Consider the following 18810-nt stretch of genomic DNA (forward strand, 5'->3'; position numbering starts at 1 on the left):
CAAGGTGGTCTCAGCGCAGTTCGGCGATGACGGTCTTCAGCTCGGTGTAGTCGTCCAGTCCGAAGGACCCGAGCTCGCGTCCCCACCCGGACTGCTTGAAGCCGCCGCGAGGCAGGGTGACATCGTCGGCGTGCCAGGTGTTGAGCCACACCGTGCCGGCCCGCAGCCGGGCGCCGACGCGGTGCGCCGTGCCGATGTCCTTCGACCAGACGCCCGCGGCGAGCCCGTAGACCGTGTTGTTCGCCGCCGCGACCACCTCGTCCTCGGTGTCGAAGGGTAGCGCCGTCACGACCGGGCCGAAGATCTCGTCGGTCTGCACCGCCATCCGCTCGTTCACCGAGGTGATGAGCGTCGGCGACACGAAGAAGCCGCGATCGCCGACGGCGTCGGCGCTTCCCGCGTTCAGCACGGCACCCTCCTGAAGCGCGCCACGGATGTAGCCCAGCACCTTCTCGTGCTGCTCCCGGGAGACCAGCGGCCCCATCTGCGAGGCCGGGTCGAAGCCGTCGCCCACCCTGATCGCCCGCGCGGCGGCGGCCACGCCTTCGACGACCTGGTCGAAGACACCGCGCTGGACGTAGAGGCGCGAGCCGTTGACGCAGCACTGCCCCTCGTTGAAGTACCCGCCGAGCACCGCGCCGGCGATGGCGGCGTCGATGTCCGCGTCGTTGAACACGATGTTGGGCGCCTTGCCACCGAGCTCGAGGGAGACCTTCTTGAGGTTGCCCGAGGCCGCGGCCGCGATCTTCTTGCCGACCTCGGTGCTGCCGGTGAACGCGACCTTGTCGACGCCAGGATGGTCGACCAGCGCGGCCCCGGTGTCACCGAAGCCGGGCAGGATGTTCACCACACCGGCGGGCACGCCCGCCTCGAGCAGGAGCTCGCCGAGGCGCAGCGCCGTCAGCGGCGTCTGCTCGGCCGGCTTGAGGATGACGGTGTTGCCCGCGGTGAGGGCCGGGACGATCTTGAAGCACGCCATCAGCAAGGGGAAGTTCCACGGCACGATGCCCGCGACGACGCCGACCGCCTCGCGGCGGGTGTACGCGTGGAACTCGCGCCCCGGCACGGACATCGGGATGGTCGTGCCCTCCATCTTGGTCGCCCAGCCCGCGAAGTACCGGAAGAGCTCGGCGGAGACGGCCACGTCACCGTCCCGGGCCGCTTCGACGCGCTTGCCGTTGTCGAGCGCCTCCAGTTGGGCGAACTCGTCGCGATGGGCGTCGATGAGATCGCCGATGCGCCACAGCAGGTGGGAACGGTCACGCGGGGTCATTCTCGACCACGGGGACGGGGACTCGAAAGCCGTGCGAGCGGCCACGACCGCGCGGTCCACGTCCGCGGCGGACGCGTGCGCGACCTCGACCAGTAACTCCTCGGTCGACGGGTTGACGGTGGCGAACGTCCTGCCGTCCTTCGCGTCCACCCACTCGCCGCCGATGAGCAACTGCTTGGGCGAGGAGAGGAACGATCGTACGGCAGGCAGGAGCAGGGAGTTCTCGTGGGACATGACGGCCTTCCATGGACAGTCCGGACTACTTGCTGATCGACACTTTCGACCAGTCGAGGGTGAGGGTGACGGCGACGACGATGATGACGCCGTAAAGGATCTGCTCGTAGGCGGACGGGACGCCGACGATCGGCAGGCCGACCCGGAGCAGCGTCACGACCAGCGCGCCGGCCAGGCTTCGCCACACGCTGCCGTGACCACCGGTGATGGCGGTGCCGCCGACGACGATCGCCGCGACCGCCGGCAGAAGCAGGTTGTCGGCCATCGTGGGACCGCCGCTGTACTGGCGGGAGACCAGCATGATCGCGGCGAACCCGGCGCCGGCGCCGGAGACGGCGAACGCGCCGATCTTGACCAGGTCGACCGGTGTGCCGGCCAGCCGCGCGGCCGATTCGGAGTACCCCGTGGCGGAGATCCAGCTTCGCAGCGGGGTGAGCTTCAGCGTCAAGGCGATGAGGGCGACCACGACGAGGGCCATCACGAAGGACATCGGCACGTAGCCGCCGACGTAGAGCTCGAGCCACTTGACCGTCGAGTCGTCCACCACCCGCACGGTGCCGGCGCCGGAGACGACGAGGGCGACGGCGGACAGGATGCTCATCCCGCCCAGGGTGACGATGAAGGAGGGTATTCGGAGCAAAACATGCGCCACCCCCTGCACCGCGCCGATGGCCGCCGCGGCGAGGATGACCACGGGTGTGGCCAGGCCTCCGAGGTGCGGCAGCCACAGGGCCAGCAGGACGGTGGACAGCGAGGCCATCGCCGCGATCGACAGATCGATCCCGCCGCAGAGGACGATGAGCGTCGCCGCCGCGGCGAGCACGATGAGCGGCGCAGCCGTACGGGCCACCGCGGTCAGACTCCGCTGCGTCAGGAAGCCCGGGTCGGCGACGGCCAGGGCGGCCACCAGCGCCACCAGGGCGATGATCGGCATGAATCCAGTGAGCCGCCGGCCCAGCCGGGGGCCGCTGTCACCGGTGGCCGGCTCGGCGGCCGGCTTCAGGGTGATGGGGGTGCTCATAGCATCTCTTTCACGAGGTCCAGAGGGCTCGGCTTGCCGCCGGCCGGGCAGGCGACCTCGGAAACGACCCGCCCGTCGTTCATGACCAGGATGCGGTCGGCCATGCCGATGGCCTCCTCGAGGCTGTCGGCCAGCAGTACGATGGCGACCCCGCTCGCCGCGAGCTCCCGCATCAGCCGGTACACCTCCGAGCGGGCGCCGATGTCCAGGCCTCGCGTCGGGTGGTCCAGCAGGAGCAGGCGGATGTCGCCGCCGACCAGCCAGCGGGCCAGGACGACCTTCTGCTGGTTGCCGCCGGACAGCCGCTGGATGGGGGTGTCACGACCTGGCGTCCGGATGGACAGCCGCTCGATCCAGCGGTCCACCAGCGCGGCCTGTTTCCTGGGCGCCACGAAGGGGCCCGCGCACCGGGCCCGCTGCTTGGCCAGGGTCATGTTCTCGGCCACCGACAGCGGACCGACCATGCCTTCCGTCTTGCGTTCGGCCGGGACGTAGCCGATGCCGGCGGCGCAGGCGGCGCGCGTGCCGGAGATCTTGACCTGGTTGCCGTCCATCCGGATCTCGCCGGCGGTGACCGGCTCGGCGCCGAACAGGGCGCGGCAGACGTCCTCCCGGCCGGATCCGTGGACGCCGACGATCGCCACGATCTCTCCTGCCGCGACGTCCAGGTCGATGTCCTTGAACGACGAACCCGACAGCCCGCGTACGGCCAGCCGAGGCTGCCCCGGCTCGACGACGGCCGCGGCGTTCTCGTGGTAGTGGTCGTCCGACCCGGTGGACCCGATCATCATCCGGTGCAGCTCGCGGGGGACGGCTCCGGCCGCGGCGACCTCGCCGACCGACCGGCCGTTGCGGAGCACAGCCACCCGGTCGCACACCTCCAGCACCTCGTCGAGGCGATGGGAGACGAAGACGACCGAGGCGAACTCGCGCAGCCGGCGGATCTGCGCGAACAGGGTCTCGATCTCCTTGGACTCCAGCACCGACGTCGGCTCGTCCAGGACGATCACCGGCGGGTGCTGGCTCCGCTGCTCGATGCGCAGCACCTTCGCGATCTCGACCATCTGCCGGTCGGCGAAGGACAGCGCGTCGGTGCGGACCATCGGGTCGATGGTCGAGCCGATCTTGTCTAGCTGCTCCTGGGCCAGGCGGCGCATGGTGTCCCAGCGATAGACGCCCCGGCGGACTCCCGGCCCTTCCCCGCCGAGGAGGATGTTCTCCGCCGCGGTCAGGTTCGGCACCAGCGACTGCTCCTGGAACACCATGCCGATGCCGTGGTCGGCGGCATCGACGACGCTGCGCAGCTTGACCGCCTCGCCGCGGACCCGGATCTCGCCGGCGTCGGGGACGACCAGGCCGACCAGTGCCTTGAGCAGGGTGGACTTGCCGGCCCCGTTCTCACCGACCAGGCCGAGGACTTCGTGCTGGCGGACGACCAGGTCGACACCGTCGAGGGCCTTCACCCCCGGATAGTGCTTGACCAGGCCGCGGACCTCCAACGCCGGTGTCGAGGCTGGGACGCTCACTTGACCACCTGGTTTCTGCGACGCTGGGGGATGACGGCGGCCGCCACCGCGGCCACGACGATGAGCCCCTCGACCCCGCCCTGCCAGTACGGGCTGACCCCGATCTGCACCAGACCGTTCGTGAGGACCACGACGAGCAGGACGCCCACGGCGGAGTGCAGGACGCCGCCCCGGCCCCCGGTGAGCAGGGTCCCGCCGACGACGGCAGCGGTGATGGCGGAGAAGTCGTATCCGCTGCCGGCCTGGACGAGACCGGCCCCGAGCTGGCTGGTCACCATGACTCCGGCAAGGCCGTAGAAGGCGCCGGCGACGGCGAAGACCGCGACCTTGTACGGTTTCACCCTGACGCCGGAAAGGGCGAGCACTTCCTCGGCGCCGCCGATCGCGAACGCGTACCGGCCGAGCCGGGTGTAGCGCTGGACCAGCCAGCCCGCCAGAACGCACGCGGCGGCGATCCAGGTGAGATAGGACAGCCCCAGTAAGCGCTCGATCGCCCAGCCCTTGAGCATGGGGTCGGAGATGTTGGGCTGGACGCCGGCGAACAAGAGGGTCGCCACGCCGAGCCCGACGGCCGACACCCCCAGCGTCGCCATGAACGAGGGCACCTTCAGCAGGACCAGGGCGAGCCCGCTCAGGCAGCCGAACGCGCAGCCCAGCAGGACGGCGACCCCGATCCCGAGAAGTCCGAGGTCGTTGTCGTTGCGATTGTTGGCCACCAGGAGCGACACGGTCAGGGCGGAAGCGCCCATCACTCCCGCGGCCGAGAGGTCGATGGAGCCCATCACCAGCACGAACGTGATGCCGCAGGTGACGACGGCGAGCACCGCGGCGGCGTCGACGATGTTCTGGACGTTCTCGATGCTGCGGAACCGCGGGCTCAGCACCGCGAACATCAGGAAGATGACGGCCAGGGCGACCGGTGGACCGGCGTCTCGTAACGACGCGCCTCGCCTGGAGATGCGGCGAGGCACGGAGGCGACCTCGGATGCCAACGTCACGTCAAGGCCCCGGCCACACGCTTGAAGACGTTGCCGCACTCGAAGTCGGACGGGTTCGTCTTCGGCTGTGCGAAGCTGGCGGCGTTCTCCTTCGTCACCAGGAACTGCTCGGCGAAGAAGGCGCGATTGGCAGCGGGCAGGTCCTTCACCGCCAGCTTGCCGGTGGCCACGCAGAAGCCGATCGCCAGGCCGATCCCGCCCTGCCAGCTACCGTCGCTGGAGACGGTGGCGGTCATGGATCCGTCCTGTACCGCCTTGACCGCGTCAGGAACGGCGTCGATCCCGACGACCGCCACCTGCCCGGCCTTGCCCGCCTGCTGGAGTGCTTCCAGCGCGCCGAGCGCCATGTCGTCGTTGGCGGTCCAGATGCCCTTGACCTTGTCGCCGTGCTTGGTGAGCAGCGTCTGGGTCACCGTACGCGCCTCGGCACGGGAGAAGTTGGCGGTCTGCTGGTCGAGCAGCTCCACACCGGGATTCTTCTTGAGCGACTCCTGGAGACCGGCGAACCGGTCCTTCGCGGCCGCGGTGTCCAGCACGCCTTGCAGCGCGATGATGCCTCCCTGCCCGCCGATCGCCTTGGCGAGCGCGTCACCGATCTGCCGGCCCGACTCGACGCCGTTGTAGGTGATGTGGCTGATCCACGTCTTGTAGTCGGCCGGCTTCAGGTCGGCCGGCTTGTTCCACTGCGTGACGAGGTAGGCGCCGGCCTTGTCGGCGCCCTTGACGATCGCCGTGGTGTCGGAGTCGCCGTTCGGCAGCACGTTCATGACCAGGCACTTGGTGTCGCCGGCGAGGAGCTGGCTGATCTGCTCCTGCTGCTTGGTGGAGTCGCCGCCGTAGGTGAGGCGCTGCTGGGTGAGACCGACCGTCTTGGCGAACTCGTCGCCGCCGGTGAGCCACGAGGCCTCGTACGGGTTGGACTCGTTGCGGACCTGACCGACGAGTTTGACGTCAGCCGGCTTGCAGCCGGCCGCGCCGGCGGAGTCGCCGCCTCCGGCCGCCTGTTCGCTGCAGCCGGTCAGGGCGGCGGCCGCGAGCGAGAGGCTCAGTAAAACCACGGTGGGGCGAGTATTGATCTTCATGGGTGATCCTCGATCTCTTCGGCGCCGGGGGGAGCCGGCGGGGGGCGCGACGGGAAGAGAAACCTGTCGTCGGGGGACTGATGGCGACAGGTGCTGTCGTATTTTGCGGTTATGGACGCGCCGGAAGCCAGCGTCAGCGGGCCATCCAGCCTCCGTCGACGACCAGGACATGGCCGTTGACGTAGTCGGCGGCGGCGGAGCTGAGGAAGACGGCCGCTCCGGCGATGTCGGAGGCGTCCCCCCAGCGGCCGGCCGGGATGCGCTCGAGGATGGACCGGGATCGATCCGGGTCCGCCCGCAGCGCGGTCGTGTTGTCGGTGTTCATGTAGCCGGGCGCGATGGCGTTGACCTGCACGCCGTGCCGGGCCCACTCGTTGGCCAGAGCCTTGGTGAGGCCGGCGACGCCGTGCTTGCTGGCGGTGTACGACGCCACGCGGATGCCACCCTGGAAGGACAGCAGGCTGGCGATGTTGACGATCTTTCCCTGCCCGCGCTCGGTCATCGGGCGGCCGAACGCCTGACAGAGAAAGAACAGGCCGTGCAGGTTCACGTCCAGGACGCGATGCCACGACTCCTGGGTGACGTCCACCGAGTCCTCGCGGTCGATGACGCCGGCGTTGTTGATCAGGATGTCGACCTGACGATCGCGGTTCACCTCCGCGGCCGCTCGCCCGATGGCGTCGTGATCGCTGATGTCGAGGTCCACGACCTCCACCGCGCGGCCAAGGCCGGTGATCTGGTCCCGGGTGGCTGCCTGACTTCCCGGTCTGCCCAGGAGGACCAGGTCGGCCCCGGCCTGGGCGAGCCCCAGCGCGACGGCGCTTCCCAGCCCCCGGCCCGCGCCGGTCACCACGGCACAGCGGCCGGTCAGATCGAACGGCGAGCTCATAGATCCTCCAGCGCCACCGGCGTGAGATCGGTGTACTGGTTGTTCTCGCCGGCCATGGCCCAGATGAAGGCATAGGAGCCGGTGCCGGCCCCGCAGTGGATCGACCACGGCGGCGAGATGACGGCCTCGCGGTTGCGCACGATGAGGTGACGAGAGGCGCCGGGATGCCCCATCACGTGGAAGACCCGGTCGTTCTCGTCGAGATCGACGTACAGGTAGACCTCTGTGCGCCGGTCGTGCAGGTGCGGCGGGAAGGTGTTCCAGACCGAACCTTCGGTGATGACGGTCACGCCGAACTGGAGCACCGAGGTCCGCAGCTCCTGGCCCCAGGCGTACCGGTAGAGGCTGCGCTCGCTCGCGCCCTGCGGCGTGCCCAGCTTGACCGGGTCGATCGCCGAGTGGCTCAGCAACGTGGTGGGGTACGCCGCGTGTGCCGGGGCGGACACGAAGTAGAACGCGGCGTCAGGACCGGTGAAGACGACCTCGTTGCCCAGGCCGACGAACAGCCCGTCGAGATGGCGGAGTTCGAACTTGTCCCCGTTGACCAGCACATGGCCGGGCCGGCCGACGTTGACGATGCCGAGCTCCCGGCCGGCCAGGTGCGAGGGGGTGCCGATGACGTCCCAGGCCGGCAGCTCGAGCTGCCGGTCGGCGGGAACCGCACCCCCGACCACCAGCCGGTCGTCGTGGGTGTACACCGCGTGCACCTCGCCGGTGCGGAACAGGCGGTCCACGAGGAAGTTCTTCCGCAGGTCCGCGTTCGTGGCCGTCTCCACGCTGTCAGGCGAAGCGGAGTACCTTACCTCGATCAAGTCCTTCTCCTTATGTGAACCAAGTTCTGCTATGTGAACTGAGCGCGACGATAGCTGTGGCCTTGATGGCGAGTCAAGGCGTGGAAGTCAGTCCTTATATGTGAACTGTGGTTTATTGGTATCTGCCGGATGCAGGCACCATGATTGATCGATCCCTTGAGAAGGAGGCCTCGGTGGGCGCGGACAAGACGGTCAACGGCAGCTCTGCCACCTCGCAGGTCAAGTCCGCCGCGCGCGTCCTCGACATCCTGGACGACATCGCCGCCCACGGCGAGGGCACCCAACTGCAGCTCGCCACGCGCCTCGGCATCCCCAAGAGCAGCCTGCACGCGCTCCTGCGCACCATGTGCGCTCGCGGCTGGCTGGACACCGACCAGACGGGCAGCATCTACCGGCTCGGGGTGCACACCTTGACCGTCAGCTCGGCCTACATCGACGGCGATCCGGTCCTGACGCGAGCCAGGGCCGTGATGGACGAGATCGCCGCGGCCACCGAGGAGACGGTGCACCTGGGCCGGCTGGAAGGCTCCGAGATCATCTACACGGCGAAGCGCGAGTCCAAGCACCCGTTGCGCATGTACTCGGCGGTCGGCCGCCGGCTGCCCGCCTACAGCACGGCCCTCGGCCGGGCGATGCTCGCGGAGATGCCGGAAGACGTCCGCGATGCGCTGGTCCCGCAGCAGATCAAGGCCATCACCCCGCAGACGGTCACGGACCGGGACGCCCTGCTGGCGATCATCGACAAGGCGGCCAGGCTCGGGTACGCCGAGGAGAGCGAGGAGTCGTGCCTGGGCGTGCGCTGCTTCGGGGTGGCGCTGCCGTTCTCCCGCCGATCGGTCGACGCGCTGAGCGTCGCGGTTCCGATCAGCCGCCTCAAGCAGGGCCGGGAGGACCTGATCATCGAGACGCTGCTGAGCGTGAAGGCTCGCCTGTCGGCGATGAGCGACAACAGGCTGGGGCGCTGACCCGGTCGCACGCCTCGGCGGCGGAACGACTTCGGGGCTGACCCTGCCGCAGGTCAGCCCCGTCACTCTCACTCTCCGATACCGCCCGCTGGTCGCGCTTGCCGTACGAGCGCGGTGTCAGTCCTGGCTCAGCTTGGCCAGCACGCCCGCCCGGCTCGCGTCCTCGCTGGCGAGCACGCCCCCGTTGGCCACGTCGTCAGCGGTGATCTCGGTGAACACCATGCGGACGTCCTGCCGGCGGGCTCCCAGGATCTCGACGGCGTGGTCGGCCACTGCCTGGGCGAAGGCCTTGCGTTGCTCCAGCGTCCGGCCCGCGAGCAGTTCGACGGTGATGTTGGGCATGACGTCCTCCCTCTGACTGGCTGTCCAGCATGCGGGCTTCCGTTCACTAATGTGAACGAACGGTACAGCGCTCCAGGGGACGGCGCAATGTACGGCTCTGCTGGTTCACATACTTGACATCGGTTCAGCCTGTTGGTCGAATCGGAGCGACCCCCTGGCTCGGCGAACCCTCGGAGCAACGCCGGCGAGCCGACTCGTCTTCAGGCGCGAGGATGCGACATGCGGCGCAATGACAGCGGATCTGTTCGAAGGGCGCGGGTGCGGCGCCTCGTGTACGCCGGTGCTGCTGCGCTCGTCGTCGTCCTCGGCACCGCGTGCCCGGCGAGCGCCCACGTGACCGTCACGCCTTCCACGACCGCGGCCGGGGCGCATGCCGTACTCCAGTTCAGCGTCGGGCACGGCTGCGAGAACTCGCCCACGACCAGGATCACCATCCAGCTTCCGCCGCAGATCACCTCGGTGGCCCCCACCCGGGCGGCGGGGTGGACGATCACGAAGCAGATGGAAGCGGTCAGCCCGCCGGTCGTGGACGCCCACGGCAACCAGATCGTGCAACGGGTCGCGTCGGTCACGTTCGGTGCGGAGGTCCCGCTGCCGGACGGCTACCGCGAGGTCTTCGAGCTCGAGGTCACGTTGCCTGCGGCGAAGGGGACCAAGCTCGTCTTTCCCACCATTCAGACCTGCGAGCGTGGCGAAGCCGCCTGGGCAGAGGTCCCACAGGACGGGCAGCACGTCGAAGAGCTCGAACTGCCCGCGCCGAGCTTCGTCGTCTCCGAGCCCGTCGGCGGCACACACCACCACGCTCAGTCCGCCTCGGGAGGGGGCGGTGTCTTGACGCTCGCCGCGCTGGCGCTCGGCGCCCTCGGCTCGGCCCTCGGCGGCGTGGCGCTCGTCCGGCAGCGCCGCCTCACATGATCAACCGGCGGGCGGTGATCCTGGCCTTCGCCTTAGCGGTGCTGCTCGGCTTCCCTCAGCCGGCGTACGCACACGCGCACCTCATCAGCACCGATCCGGCCCAGGGGGCGGTGCTGCAGACCGCGCCCGGCCGCGTCCGGTTCACGTTCGATGAGGCGGTACGCGGCGTCCCGGGCGGTGTCCAGGTCTTCGGCTCGCAAGGCGAGCCGGTCGCGGCCAAGCCCAGCGTCAAGGGTGCCGAGCTCGCCGTCGTCTTCTCCACGCCGCTGGGCACCGGCACGACCGTGATCACCTGGAGGGTCGTCTCCGCGGACGGGCATCCGATCAGCGGCGCCCTCACCTTCTCCGTCGGCGCGCCGACCACTGTCGTCACCCCGCCTCCGACTGGCTCGGGCGACGTCTCCGACGTCTCCTGGCCACTGACACTGGCCCGTACGGCAGGCTACCTCGGCCTTCTGCTCGCCGCCGGGCTGGTCGCGTTCGCCGCCATGTTCCTGCCTGCGGCGTCCTACGCCGACCGCCCTCGGCGCCGTGTCACCGTCTCGGCGCGTGCCGCCGCGGCCGTCGCCGCCGGAGCGTGGCTCACCACGTTGCCGATCACCGCGGTCTACCAGCTCGGCGGCGGGCCGGGCCTGCTCCTCGAAGGCGCGACCTGGGCGTCGCTGCCGCTCACCGAGTACGCCGTCGCCACGACCGTCGCCGGTGGCCTGGCGCTGGCTGTGGCACTGCTCGGACACGGGCCGGCCTCACGACCGCGTCGCCTCGCGACGGTTGCGGCAGCCTCGGCCGCGGTCACAGCCCCCGCGCTGGTCGGGCACACGCGCGCGGCGAGCCCCGAATTCCTCGTCATCGGCGTGGACGCCCTGCACCTCCTCGCGGGCAGCGTCTGGCTCGGCGGAATCACCGGTCTCGCTCTCACCCTGCCGGCCCTCTCGACCCGTGGCGCCGTCGCGGCTGAGGTGCTCACCCGGTTCTCCACCACGGCCAGCGCCGTCCTCTTGGCGCTGGTCGCCACCGGATCGCTCCTCGTGTGGCGCATCTCCGGTTCCTGGCCCACGCTGACCGGCACCGAGTACGGCCGGCTGCTACTGGCCAAGATCGCCATAGTGCTGATCGCTCTCGCGATCGCGGCGTGGAACAGATGGTCGCTCCTCCCGCGCCTCAAACAGGCCTCAACCACCACCAGCCGGCAACGCCTCTCCCGGCCGGTGGTGCGCGCCACCACGATCGAGGGCGCGGTCCTCGCTGCCGCACTCCTCCTGACCGGCATCCTGGTCGACACCAGCCCCGACGGAGACCCCGCGCCAGCGGCGTCCAACCTCGACACCCACACCACGGCACTGGGCGACATAAAGGTGCAGGCTTCCCTCACTCCGCTCACCCGTGGCCCCAGCACCCTCACCCTCCGGCTGCGCTCCGCCGCCGGTGAACCTGCCGAGGGCGTGGCTCCGCCGGTGGTACGGCTGGCCTCCGACACGGCGACGCTGGGCGCCGTCCCGCTGACGCAGGCGTCGGCGGGCTTCTACACCGCGCAGGTCGTGCTTCCGGTAGCGGGAACGTGGCGGATGCAGGTGTCCCTGCGCGTCAGCCAGTTCGTCAATCCCGTGGCGGAGCTGAGGTTCGATGTCAACGGATGATCGACTCTACGGCACGCCCCATACACGTTCTGAAGACGACCTTCTCTGGTAACCGGCACATCTTCTCCGTCGGCCAGGTGTCCGGGTACGACGAACTTTGAGTGACAACCGCTGCGGATGGCGTCGGGCTCTCTCGTTTCCGCTTCGCGTCGCCGGTGCCTGCCGGAGTTGTATGCGGGCAACGCCTTGGCTGGTCGAAGGGTGTGCCAGGTCAGGCAGTGGTGATGGCTCCGAGCTTCCAGGTCCGGTCGAAGTACGGTTCCAGCGGGCCGTAGAAGCGGAAGTAGCAACCAGTGCCGCCCTGTGATCGTCTGGACCCGGTTGGTTTCCTTGCCTTCCGGCGCGGTCGGCCCGAAGTACAGGATCCGCCATCGCCTGTTCCCCTGGGTCGTCCTGATCAGCTCCTGCGGACCCTGGGAGCGCTGCTTGGATCTGACTGGCAAGCCCCTTCAGCCCGAGGTCGCGCGAAAGGAGTACGAGCCCGACCCCACCGAGAAGACCGCATGGCCTTCTTCCCGGCGGACGAGCGACACTCCGGGGGCCCGCTCGGCGGGCAGGCCGCTCTCGGTGACCGCGGCTTCCGTGGCCACCCAGACCTCGGCGGTGCAGGTGGGCGGCACGGTGACGTCCAGCTCGTAGTTCGAGTCCCCGGCGCGCCAGGCGATCTCCACCGGCCCGTGCGGGGTGCGGTGCGTGGTGGTGGCCCAGGTGATCCCGCCGCCCGGCCGCGGGCGGACCACGAGGTGCCGGTAGCCGGGAGCGGCCGCGACCAGCCCGCCGATCGTGCGGTACATCCAGTCGCCGACCGCGCCGTAGGCGTAGTGGTTGAAGGAGTTCATGCCGGGATCCTGGAGACCCCGGTGCTCGCTCCAGCCGTCCCAGCGCTCCCACATGGTCGTGGCGTCGCCGTGCACGATCGGATACAGCCAGGAAGGGAAGGACTCCTGCGTCAGCAACCGGTAGGCCACGTCGAGGTGGCCGGTGCGGGTCAGCGCGTCCAGGAGGTACGGCGTGCCCAGGAAGCCCGTGGACAGGTGCCAGCCCCTGGCCTCAACGTCGCGGGCCAGCCGGGCGCCCGCTCGTGCCAGTTCCGGCTCCTCGAACAGGTCCGCCGCGATGGCCAGCGCGTAGGCGGTCTGGGTGCCGCTCACGAGCTCGCCCGGCCCTGAGACGAACTCGGCACGGAAGGCCTGGCGCGTGCGGGTGTACAGGTCGAGGGCAGCCCGCTCGTCCTCGGGCCGGTCCAGAGCCGCCGCCAGCTCGGCGAACTGCCGGGCCGACAACGCGGTTATCGCGGTGCCGACCAGGGGTTTGGGCGTCTCCGCCCCGAGGCTCAGCCAGTCGCCGAAACCCTCGTCCGGGAAGACGCCGCCGCAGGCCCGTCCGTCCAGGTAGTCCAGCCAGCGCCGCATCGGCTCGTAGCAGGCCTCCACGACGGCGGTATCTCCCGTAAGGCGATGCATCGCCCACGGGACCAGCACGATGGCGTCTCCCCAGCCGGGGGAGCCCGCCGCCTTGGGGCCGCCGCGTCCGGACAGCACGTCGGGGGCCACGAAGCTGATCGCGCCGTCGTCGCTCTGCGCAGCCACCACGTCGACGAGCCAGCTACGCAGGAACGCCCGCACGTCGTAGTTGAACAGCGCGGTGGGGGCGAACGCCCAGATGTCACCCGTCCAGCCGAGCCGCTCGTCCCGCTGCGGGCAGTCGGTGGGGACGGACAGGAAGTTGCCGCGCAGGCCCCACACGATGTTGCGCTGCAACTGGTTGAGCCGTTCGTCGGAGCAGGCGAACTCTCCCGCGGGCGTCATCGCGGCGTGGGCGACCCGCGCCCGCAGCGCCTCAGGGGTGAGCGGGCCGGCGAGCCCGCTGATCTCGGCGTAGCGGAAGCCGTGGAAGGTGAAACGGGGCTCGAAGGTCTCGGCGTGGGGGCCGCCCGTGGCCACGAACTCGTCCACGGACCTGGCCGAACGCAGGTTCGCCAGGTGGAGCTCCCCGTCGTGTTCGAGGACCTCGGCATGGCGGATGATGACGGGCCGCTCCCGGCTCGCGCGTGCGGTGAGCTGGACCCAGCCGACGAGGTTCTGCCCGAAGTCGGCGATCCACACTCCGGGCCGCGACTGCCACACCTTGACCGGCTCGAGCTCCTGGTGGACCCGGATGGGCGGAGCGACGGCGGCGGTCACCGTGCCCGAGGGCGGGCTGACCGCGACCGCCGGCGCCCACGCGGAGTCGTCGAACCCGGCGACCGTCCAGCCCTGGGGTTCGGCCGTAAGGTCCTGGCGCTCGCCGTTCTGCAGGTCGGCGTATCTGATCGCGCCGCTGCCCGTGCGCCAGCCGGTGCCGGTCGTCACCCGGGTGATCGAACCGTCGTCGTGGTCGAGGTGGAGCTCGGCTCGCAGGGCGGGGCGCCTGCCGTACTGGAACGGACCCAACCAACCGAGGTGACCGGCGTACCAGCCGTCGGCCAGGACGGCGCCGAGCGCGTTGCCGTCCTCGGCGATCAGCGCCGTGACGTCGTAGGACTGGTAGGTGATGCGATGGCGGTAGTCGGTCCAGCCGGGGGCGAGGTGGTCGGCTCCCACCCGGCTGCCGTTGAGGTGCAGCTCGTAGACGCCGAGCGCGGAGGCGTACAGCCGGGCGCGGCGCACGGGGCGCGGCACGTCGAACTCCGTGCGCAGGTACGGGCTGGGCCGGTCGGTGACGGGTTCGCGGCCCCAGGGCGGGTCGCCGTGCAGGCCGACCTGGTCGGCCCGCGGCCACGCGGAGTCGTCGAAGCCGGGACGCTCGAAACCGTCGGCGGGTACGGCGCAGCCGCGCCACCGCCCGTCGGAGGTGAGCGTCACGGCGGGCTGCGGCTGCGCGGCGCGGTCGTCGAACACGACCTCCAGCCGCGCGCACACGCCGCCCGGCCGGCCCTCGCGGGCGACGGCCCGCACCGCCAGCACGTTCTCGCCCGGGCCCACCAGGTCTCCGACGTCGGCGAGGAACGCCCCGTCGACGATCTCCCCGTCGGCGACGGCACCGTTGAGATGAACCTGCGCCGCGCCGCCGACCACCAGCCGGGCCGACAGCGGGCGCGCATCACAGGGCACGGTGAAGCGGGCGCGAAAGCCGGCGGACGTGGCGGGGGAGGGGCCGCCTTCCCCCGACACCCAGATGTACGGCACGCTCTCCAGCGCCGGCACGCGCGGCGAGAAGGGCTCCTCGGGCGCACCGATCCAGTCCGCGGTCCAGTCCGCGGTGTCGCCCAGCCCGGTCTCGAACCAGTGCCAGGGGCTCCACTCCGACCACGTACCGCGCTCGTCGGCGACCCTGACCCGCCAGTGATAGCGGGTGCGGGGCCGCAGGGGTGCGCCACCGTAGGCGATCCCGTACGTGCGCTCCGACGACACCGGACCGCTGTCCCAAACGCTGCCCGGCCGCCCCTCCTCCTTCACCGTGATCCGATAGCCCCGCTGCGTACGGCCTCGGCCCTCGCCTGCCAGCCGCCAGGAGAACGCCGGGAAGTCCGCGTCCAGGCCGAGCGGCTCGGCCTCGCCCTCCACCCGGAGATCCACGGGGTCCAGAGGGCCGGGAGAATGGTTCACCGCGTGGTCTCCTTCACGGCCGGGTCTACTTGCCGGCGCCGTTGGAAAGGCCGCCCTGCACCCCGGCGAGGAAATGCTTGGACAGGAACACGAAGAGCAGCAGCAATGGGATGCTCGCGATGGCGTACCCGGCGAACAGCGGGCCGTATTCGGTCGCGTTCTGGGTCTGGAAGAACTGCAGACCCGCCGACACGGTGCGCAGCTCGTTCTCCGTGACGGTGAGCAGCGGCCAGAAGAAGTCGTTCCACACGCCGATCACGGTCACCAGCGCGATCGTCCCCACGATGGGGAGCGACAACGGGACCATGATGGAGACGAACATGCGCGGCCCGCTGGCGCCGTCGACCCGCGCGGCGTCGAAGAGCTCCTGCGGCAACTGCTCGACGAACGTCTTCATCAGCAGCGTCCCGAGCACCGCGCCGCCGACGATGTGCGGGATGACGAGGACGGCCCGGGTGTTGAGCAGGTCCAGGTCGCGCATGAGGACGAACATCGGGATCAGGCTGGAGATCCCCGGCACCATGAGCAGCGCCACGATCAGCCCGAACAGCACCTTCCGCCCCACGAACTCGTAGCGGGCGAAGACGAACGCCGCCACCGTGCACAGCGCCAGCGCTCCGACGATGGAGCCGGCGGCGACGATCAGCGAGGTGACGAAGTACGGCTGGATCTGCGCCCAGGCGCGGGCGTAGTTCTCGAAGTGGAACGGCGCGCTGGGCAGCCACCACGACTCGTAGTACTGCTGGTTGGACTTCAGCGACGCCATGAGCATGAACAGGAACGGGAAGAGCCCGACGAACGCGATGAGGCTGAGCACAGCCTTGATCCCGAACTGGTTGCCGCGCCGGCGACTCCGGGGCGCGGCCGGCCGTGTCGCGGCTCGCCCCGCCCCGCCCTGGTCCGGCGTGGAGCGGGGGCGGGGTTCGACCTCAGAGTCGACGGACATTGGCCCGGTCCTCCCTTCGTACGAACGCGATGACGACGCTCAGGATGATCGTCAGGACGAACAGCGTGGTCGACAGCGTCGCGGCGTAGCCCCAGTCGTTGGCCTGGAACGCCACGGCGAGCATCCGGAGCACCGGCACCTGGGTCGCGTTGTCGGGACCGCCTCCGGTGAGCAGGTGGGCGGCGAAGCCGTACTGCAGGACGTTGATCGTCGCCAGGAAGACCAGCAGCTTGACCTGGCTCATCATGAGCGGAAGGTCGATCGAGACGAGCCGTCGCAGCCGGCCGCACCCGTCGAGCGCGGCCGCCTCGAAGACTTCGGCCGGGACGTTCTGCAGGGTGGTGAGGAACACCAGGAACGGAAGCCCGGCGACGAACGGGAACCCGATGAGCAGCAGCGACAACAGGGCGAACTGCGGATCGCCCACCCAGTTCTGGGCCAGCGCGTCGAGGCCGACGGATCTCAGGACGCGGTTGATGACGCCGTCGCCGGGTTCGTACATGGCCGCCCAGAGCAGGACGGTGACGACCCCGGGGAAGGCCATCGGCGCGATCAGGACCGTGCGGAAGAAGAACTGCGCCCGCCTGCTCTTCAGGGTGATGATGAGCTCGGCCGCGAGCAGCGGGATCGCCCACGACACCGTGATGCCGAAGACGAAGATGACACCGAGGTTGCGGAAGGAGTCCCACCACAGGTCGTCGGCGAGCATCGTCGCGTAGTTGTCCAGCCCGACGAAGGGCGAGTCGAAGCCCGGCCGCCACTCGTAGAACGAGTGCCAGATCCCGCTCGCGGCCGGGTAATACGCGAACACCGCCAGCGTCGCGAAGAGCGGCAGGAGGGCCAGATAGGCGTACCAGGGAAAGCGCCTGCGCGACCTCGTCCCGGCGTCGGTCATGCCTTCGCCCAGGGCTCGTCGTTCCACTTCCTGTCCTTGACGATCTGGCGGGCGCCCTTGACCCACAGGTCCTGGAGGTAGCGTTGCTGCTCCTCCAGCGACTTCGTGCCCAGCAGCCATCCCTCGACCAGGCTGAGCTTGGTCACGCTCGTCGGCCCGGCAGGGAACTCCAGGGGAACCGAGTCGCCCCACGTCCCCTCGGCGAACGCGTTCGTCTCCTCGGCTCCGGTCGCGCCCTCGACCGCGGAGATGCCGCCGGTCGCCTTCAACCAGGGGTCGATGTGCTCCGGCGTGCTGATGAACTGCAGGAACTTCAGCGTCGCGGCGAGCTTCTCGCCCTTGACCGTCGACGGGATCATGTAGCTGGTGCCGCCGATGCTGGCTCCGAACCGCGGCGCGGCGCCGCTGGCCAGCGGGGTCGACTCCGCGGTGATCTGCGGGAACGGCATGCTGGCGACGTCGAACTTCGCGTCCTGCAGGGCGCTGACGCCGAAGTTGACGCCCCACGCCATGGCGGCCTTGGCGGTGGCGAAGTCACGCAGCCCGACGACGGCGCCGTTGAGCCCCTCGGTGTTGCCCGACCAGTTCTTGTCGACGCACGCGTCCCACATCTTCTTGAGGAGCTCCAGCGTCGCGGCGACCTCGGGGGTCTTCGTCGTGAGTTCGCCGGAGAGTACGGCTTTCGCCATCGCCTTGTCGGCGACGGCCGGCGCGCCGGTGGCCGACGTCGCCTTTCCCGGCTTGCCGTCGAAGGTGTAGGTGTTGAGCCGGTCGACGTGCTTGTCCAGCAACATCCCGCTGATCGCGCGGATCGTCCACTCGGGCCCGATGTCGGACCGGTCCATCGCGAGCGGCGTGTAGCCCGCGGCCTTGAGCCTGGCGCAGCCCTGGAGGAGATCTCCGAAGGTCTTGAACGGCGCCGTCAGCCCGGCCTTGGCGAACGCCTCCTTGTTGTAGAACAACCCGATCCCGACCAGGTTGAAGGGCACGAGCTCGACCTTGCCCTCGGCGTTGCGGATCTTCGGATTGCCCTGGACGTAGTAGCGCTGCCGGAAGACGTCGATCCACTTCTCGCTGCCCGGCCCGGACTTGATGTAGGGATTGGGCTTCGCGAGGTGCTCGTCGAGCGGGTGCACCATGTGCGGCTGGTGGGGCACCTGCTGGAACACCAGTTCCGGCGCGGTGCCGGAGGCGAGGTGTGTGGAGATCGTCTGCGAGAAGCTGCTCAGCGGCAGGACGACGGTCTTGACCTTGATGGTCGGCTCCGCCTTCTGGAAGGCCGCGATCAGGTCCTCCCACGGCTTACCGAAGGACGAACCGCTCTCGTTCCACTGATTCGGGCCCTCCAGCGTGATGGTGAGGGTCTTGTCCGCCGACGGGTCGGCTCCGCCGCCACCGCAGGCGGCCAGGCCGACCGCCACGGCCGTGGCGCCGGCGGCCAGCCGTAACGCGGTCGAGCTCCGCGGCCGTGATAATCCACGGCGGGTGCTTTCGATCATGCTGAATCGGAGCATGGAGATACCTTCCGCTGGGTCCACGGCCGTTGTGGTCCGGCCATGGTGTCGACGAGCACTCTGGATTGGCCCAAGGGGCAAGCTGCACGATCGGCTCCGCACCGGGCAGGCCGCGGGAGACCGGACACCGGTCGGAGCTCGCCAGGGTTTCGGCGGAGGCCGGCGGGTGCGCCG

The 18810-nt window shown here is 69.9% G+C and carries 15 protein-coding genes; 3 read left to right on the forward strand and 12 right to left on the reverse strand.

Translation table 11 applies throughout. The annotated features are described in order from the left end of the window. Window positions 1–10 precede the first annotated feature (10 nt). The 7 genes from ACIBG7_RS34040 to kduI form a co-directional block, all read right to left on the reverse strand. Complete coding sequence (locus ACIBG7_RS34040) at window positions 11–1507, reverse strand: aldehyde dehydrogenase family protein (RefSeq protein WP_397338850.1); 1497 nt, start codon at window positions 1505–1507, stop codon at window positions 11–13. Between the two features lie 25 nt (window positions 1508–1532). Further along, complete coding sequence (locus ACIBG7_RS34045) at window positions 1533–2528, reverse strand: ABC transporter permease (protein ID WP_397338851.1); 996 nt, start codon at window positions 2526–2528, stop codon at window positions 1533–1535. Beyond that, complete coding sequence (locus tag ACIBG7_RS34050; RefSeq protein ID WP_397338852.1) at window positions 2525–4054, reverse strand: sugar ABC transporter ATP-binding protein; 1530 nt, start codon at window positions 4052–4054, stop codon at window positions 2525–2527. The genes ACIBG7_RS34045 and ACIBG7_RS34050 overlap by 4 nt, the downstream gene beginning before the upstream one ends. Continuing rightward, entirely contained in the window at window positions 4051–5052 is a 1002-nt protein-coding gene (locus ACIBG7_RS34055; protein ID WP_397338853.1) for an ABC transporter permease, read from the reverse strand. The genes ACIBG7_RS34050 and ACIBG7_RS34055 overlap by 4 nt, the downstream gene beginning before the upstream one ends. Continuing rightward, the gene (locus ACIBG7_RS34060) at window positions 5049–6134 is read right to left on the reverse strand and encodes a sugar ABC transporter substrate-binding protein (protein WP_357925707.1); all 1086 of its coding nucleotides are present in this window, start codon (window positions 6132–6134) and stop codon (window positions 5049–5051) included. Before ACIBG7_RS34060 ends, ACIBG7_RS34055 begins: the two co-directional genes overlap by 4 nt. 133 nt (window positions 6135–6267) lie before the next feature. Beyond that, window positions 6268–7023 (reverse strand): 2-dehydro-3-deoxy-D-gluconate 5-dehydrogenase KduD, encoded by a 756-nt coding sequence (kduD, locus tag ACIBG7_RS34065; protein ID WP_397338854.1) that lies wholly within the window; start codon window positions 7021–7023, stop codon window positions 6268–6270. Continuing rightward, window positions 7020–7835 carry a 5-dehydro-4-deoxy-D-glucuronate isomerase gene (gene kduI / locus ACIBG7_RS34070; RefSeq protein ID WP_357925713.1) on the reverse strand — a complete coding sequence of 272 codons (816 nt, stop codon included), beginning with the start codon at window positions 7833–7835 and terminating at the stop codon, window positions 7020–7022. The genes kduD and kduI overlap by 4 nt, the downstream gene beginning before the upstream one ends. Before the next feature lie 140 nt (window positions 7836–7975). Here kduI and ACIBG7_RS34075 point away from each other — a divergent pair, with 140 nt between their 5' ends. Continuing rightward, complete coding sequence (locus tag ACIBG7_RS34075; RefSeq protein ID WP_357925716.1) at window positions 7976–8800, forward strand: IclR family transcriptional regulator; 825 nt, start codon at window positions 7976–7978, stop codon at window positions 8798–8800. A gap of 117 nt (window positions 8801–8917) precedes the next feature. On the opposite strand, the gene ACIBG7_RS34080 is transcribed toward ACIBG7_RS34075, so the two are convergent. Beyond that, window positions 8918–9142, reverse strand: coding sequence for a tautomerase family protein (locus ACIBG7_RS34080; RefSeq protein WP_357925719.1), 225 nt, complete (start codon window positions 9140–9142; stop codon window positions 8918–8920). Between the two features lie 258 nt (window positions 9143–9400). On the opposite strand from ACIBG7_RS34080, the gene ACIBG7_RS34085 reads away from it, so the two are divergent. Both ACIBG7_RS34085 and ACIBG7_RS34090 read left to right on the forward strand, forming a co-directional pair. Beyond that, window positions 9401–10057 (forward strand): YcnI family protein, encoded by a 657-nt coding sequence (locus ACIBG7_RS34085; RefSeq protein WP_397338855.1) that lies wholly within the window; start codon window positions 9401–9403, stop codon window positions 10055–10057. Continuing rightward, a complete protein-coding gene (locus tag ACIBG7_RS34090; RefSeq protein ID WP_397338856.1) occupies window positions 10054–11694 on the forward strand; it encodes a copper resistance protein CopC in 1641 nt (546 codons plus the stop codon). Before ACIBG7_RS34085 ends, ACIBG7_RS34090 begins: the two co-directional genes overlap by 4 nt. A gap of 449 nt (window positions 11695–12143) precedes the next feature. Here ACIBG7_RS34090 and ACIBG7_RS34095 read toward each other — a convergent pair whose 3' ends face one another. The 4 genes from ACIBG7_RS34095 to ACIBG7_RS34110 are packed head-to-tail and all read right to left on the reverse strand — an operon-like array spanning window position 12144 to window position 18636. After that, on the reverse strand, window positions 12144–15281 hold the full coding sequence (locus ACIBG7_RS34095; RefSeq protein ID WP_397338857.1) for a family 78 glycoside hydrolase catalytic domain: 3138 nt from the start codon (window positions 15279–15281) through the stop codon (window positions 12144–12146). Between the two features lie 25 nt (window positions 15282–15306). Continuing rightward, window positions 15307–16227, reverse strand: coding sequence for a carbohydrate ABC transporter permease (locus ACIBG7_RS34100; RefSeq protein ID WP_397338858.1), 921 nt, complete (start codon window positions 16225–16227; stop codon window positions 15307–15309). Next, window positions 16211–17149 carry a sugar ABC transporter permease gene (locus ACIBG7_RS34105; RefSeq protein ID WP_357925744.1) on the reverse strand — a complete coding sequence of 313 codons (939 nt, stop codon included), beginning with the start codon at window positions 17147–17149 and terminating at the stop codon, window positions 16211–16213. The genes ACIBG7_RS34100 and ACIBG7_RS34105 overlap by 17 nt, the downstream gene beginning before the upstream one ends. Next, window positions 17119–18636 carry an ABC transporter substrate-binding protein gene (locus tag ACIBG7_RS34110; protein ID WP_397338859.1) on the reverse strand — a complete coding sequence of 506 codons (1518 nt, stop codon included), beginning with the start codon at window positions 18634–18636 and terminating at the stop codon, window positions 17119–17121. The genes ACIBG7_RS34105 and ACIBG7_RS34110 overlap by 31 nt, the downstream gene beginning before the upstream one ends. Window positions 18637–18810 lie beyond the last annotated feature (174 nt).

Source organism: Nonomuraea sp. NPDC050328, assembly GCF_044459405.1.
Lineage (GTDB): Bacteria > Actinomycetota > Actinomycetes > Streptosporangiales > Streptosporangiaceae > Nonomuraea.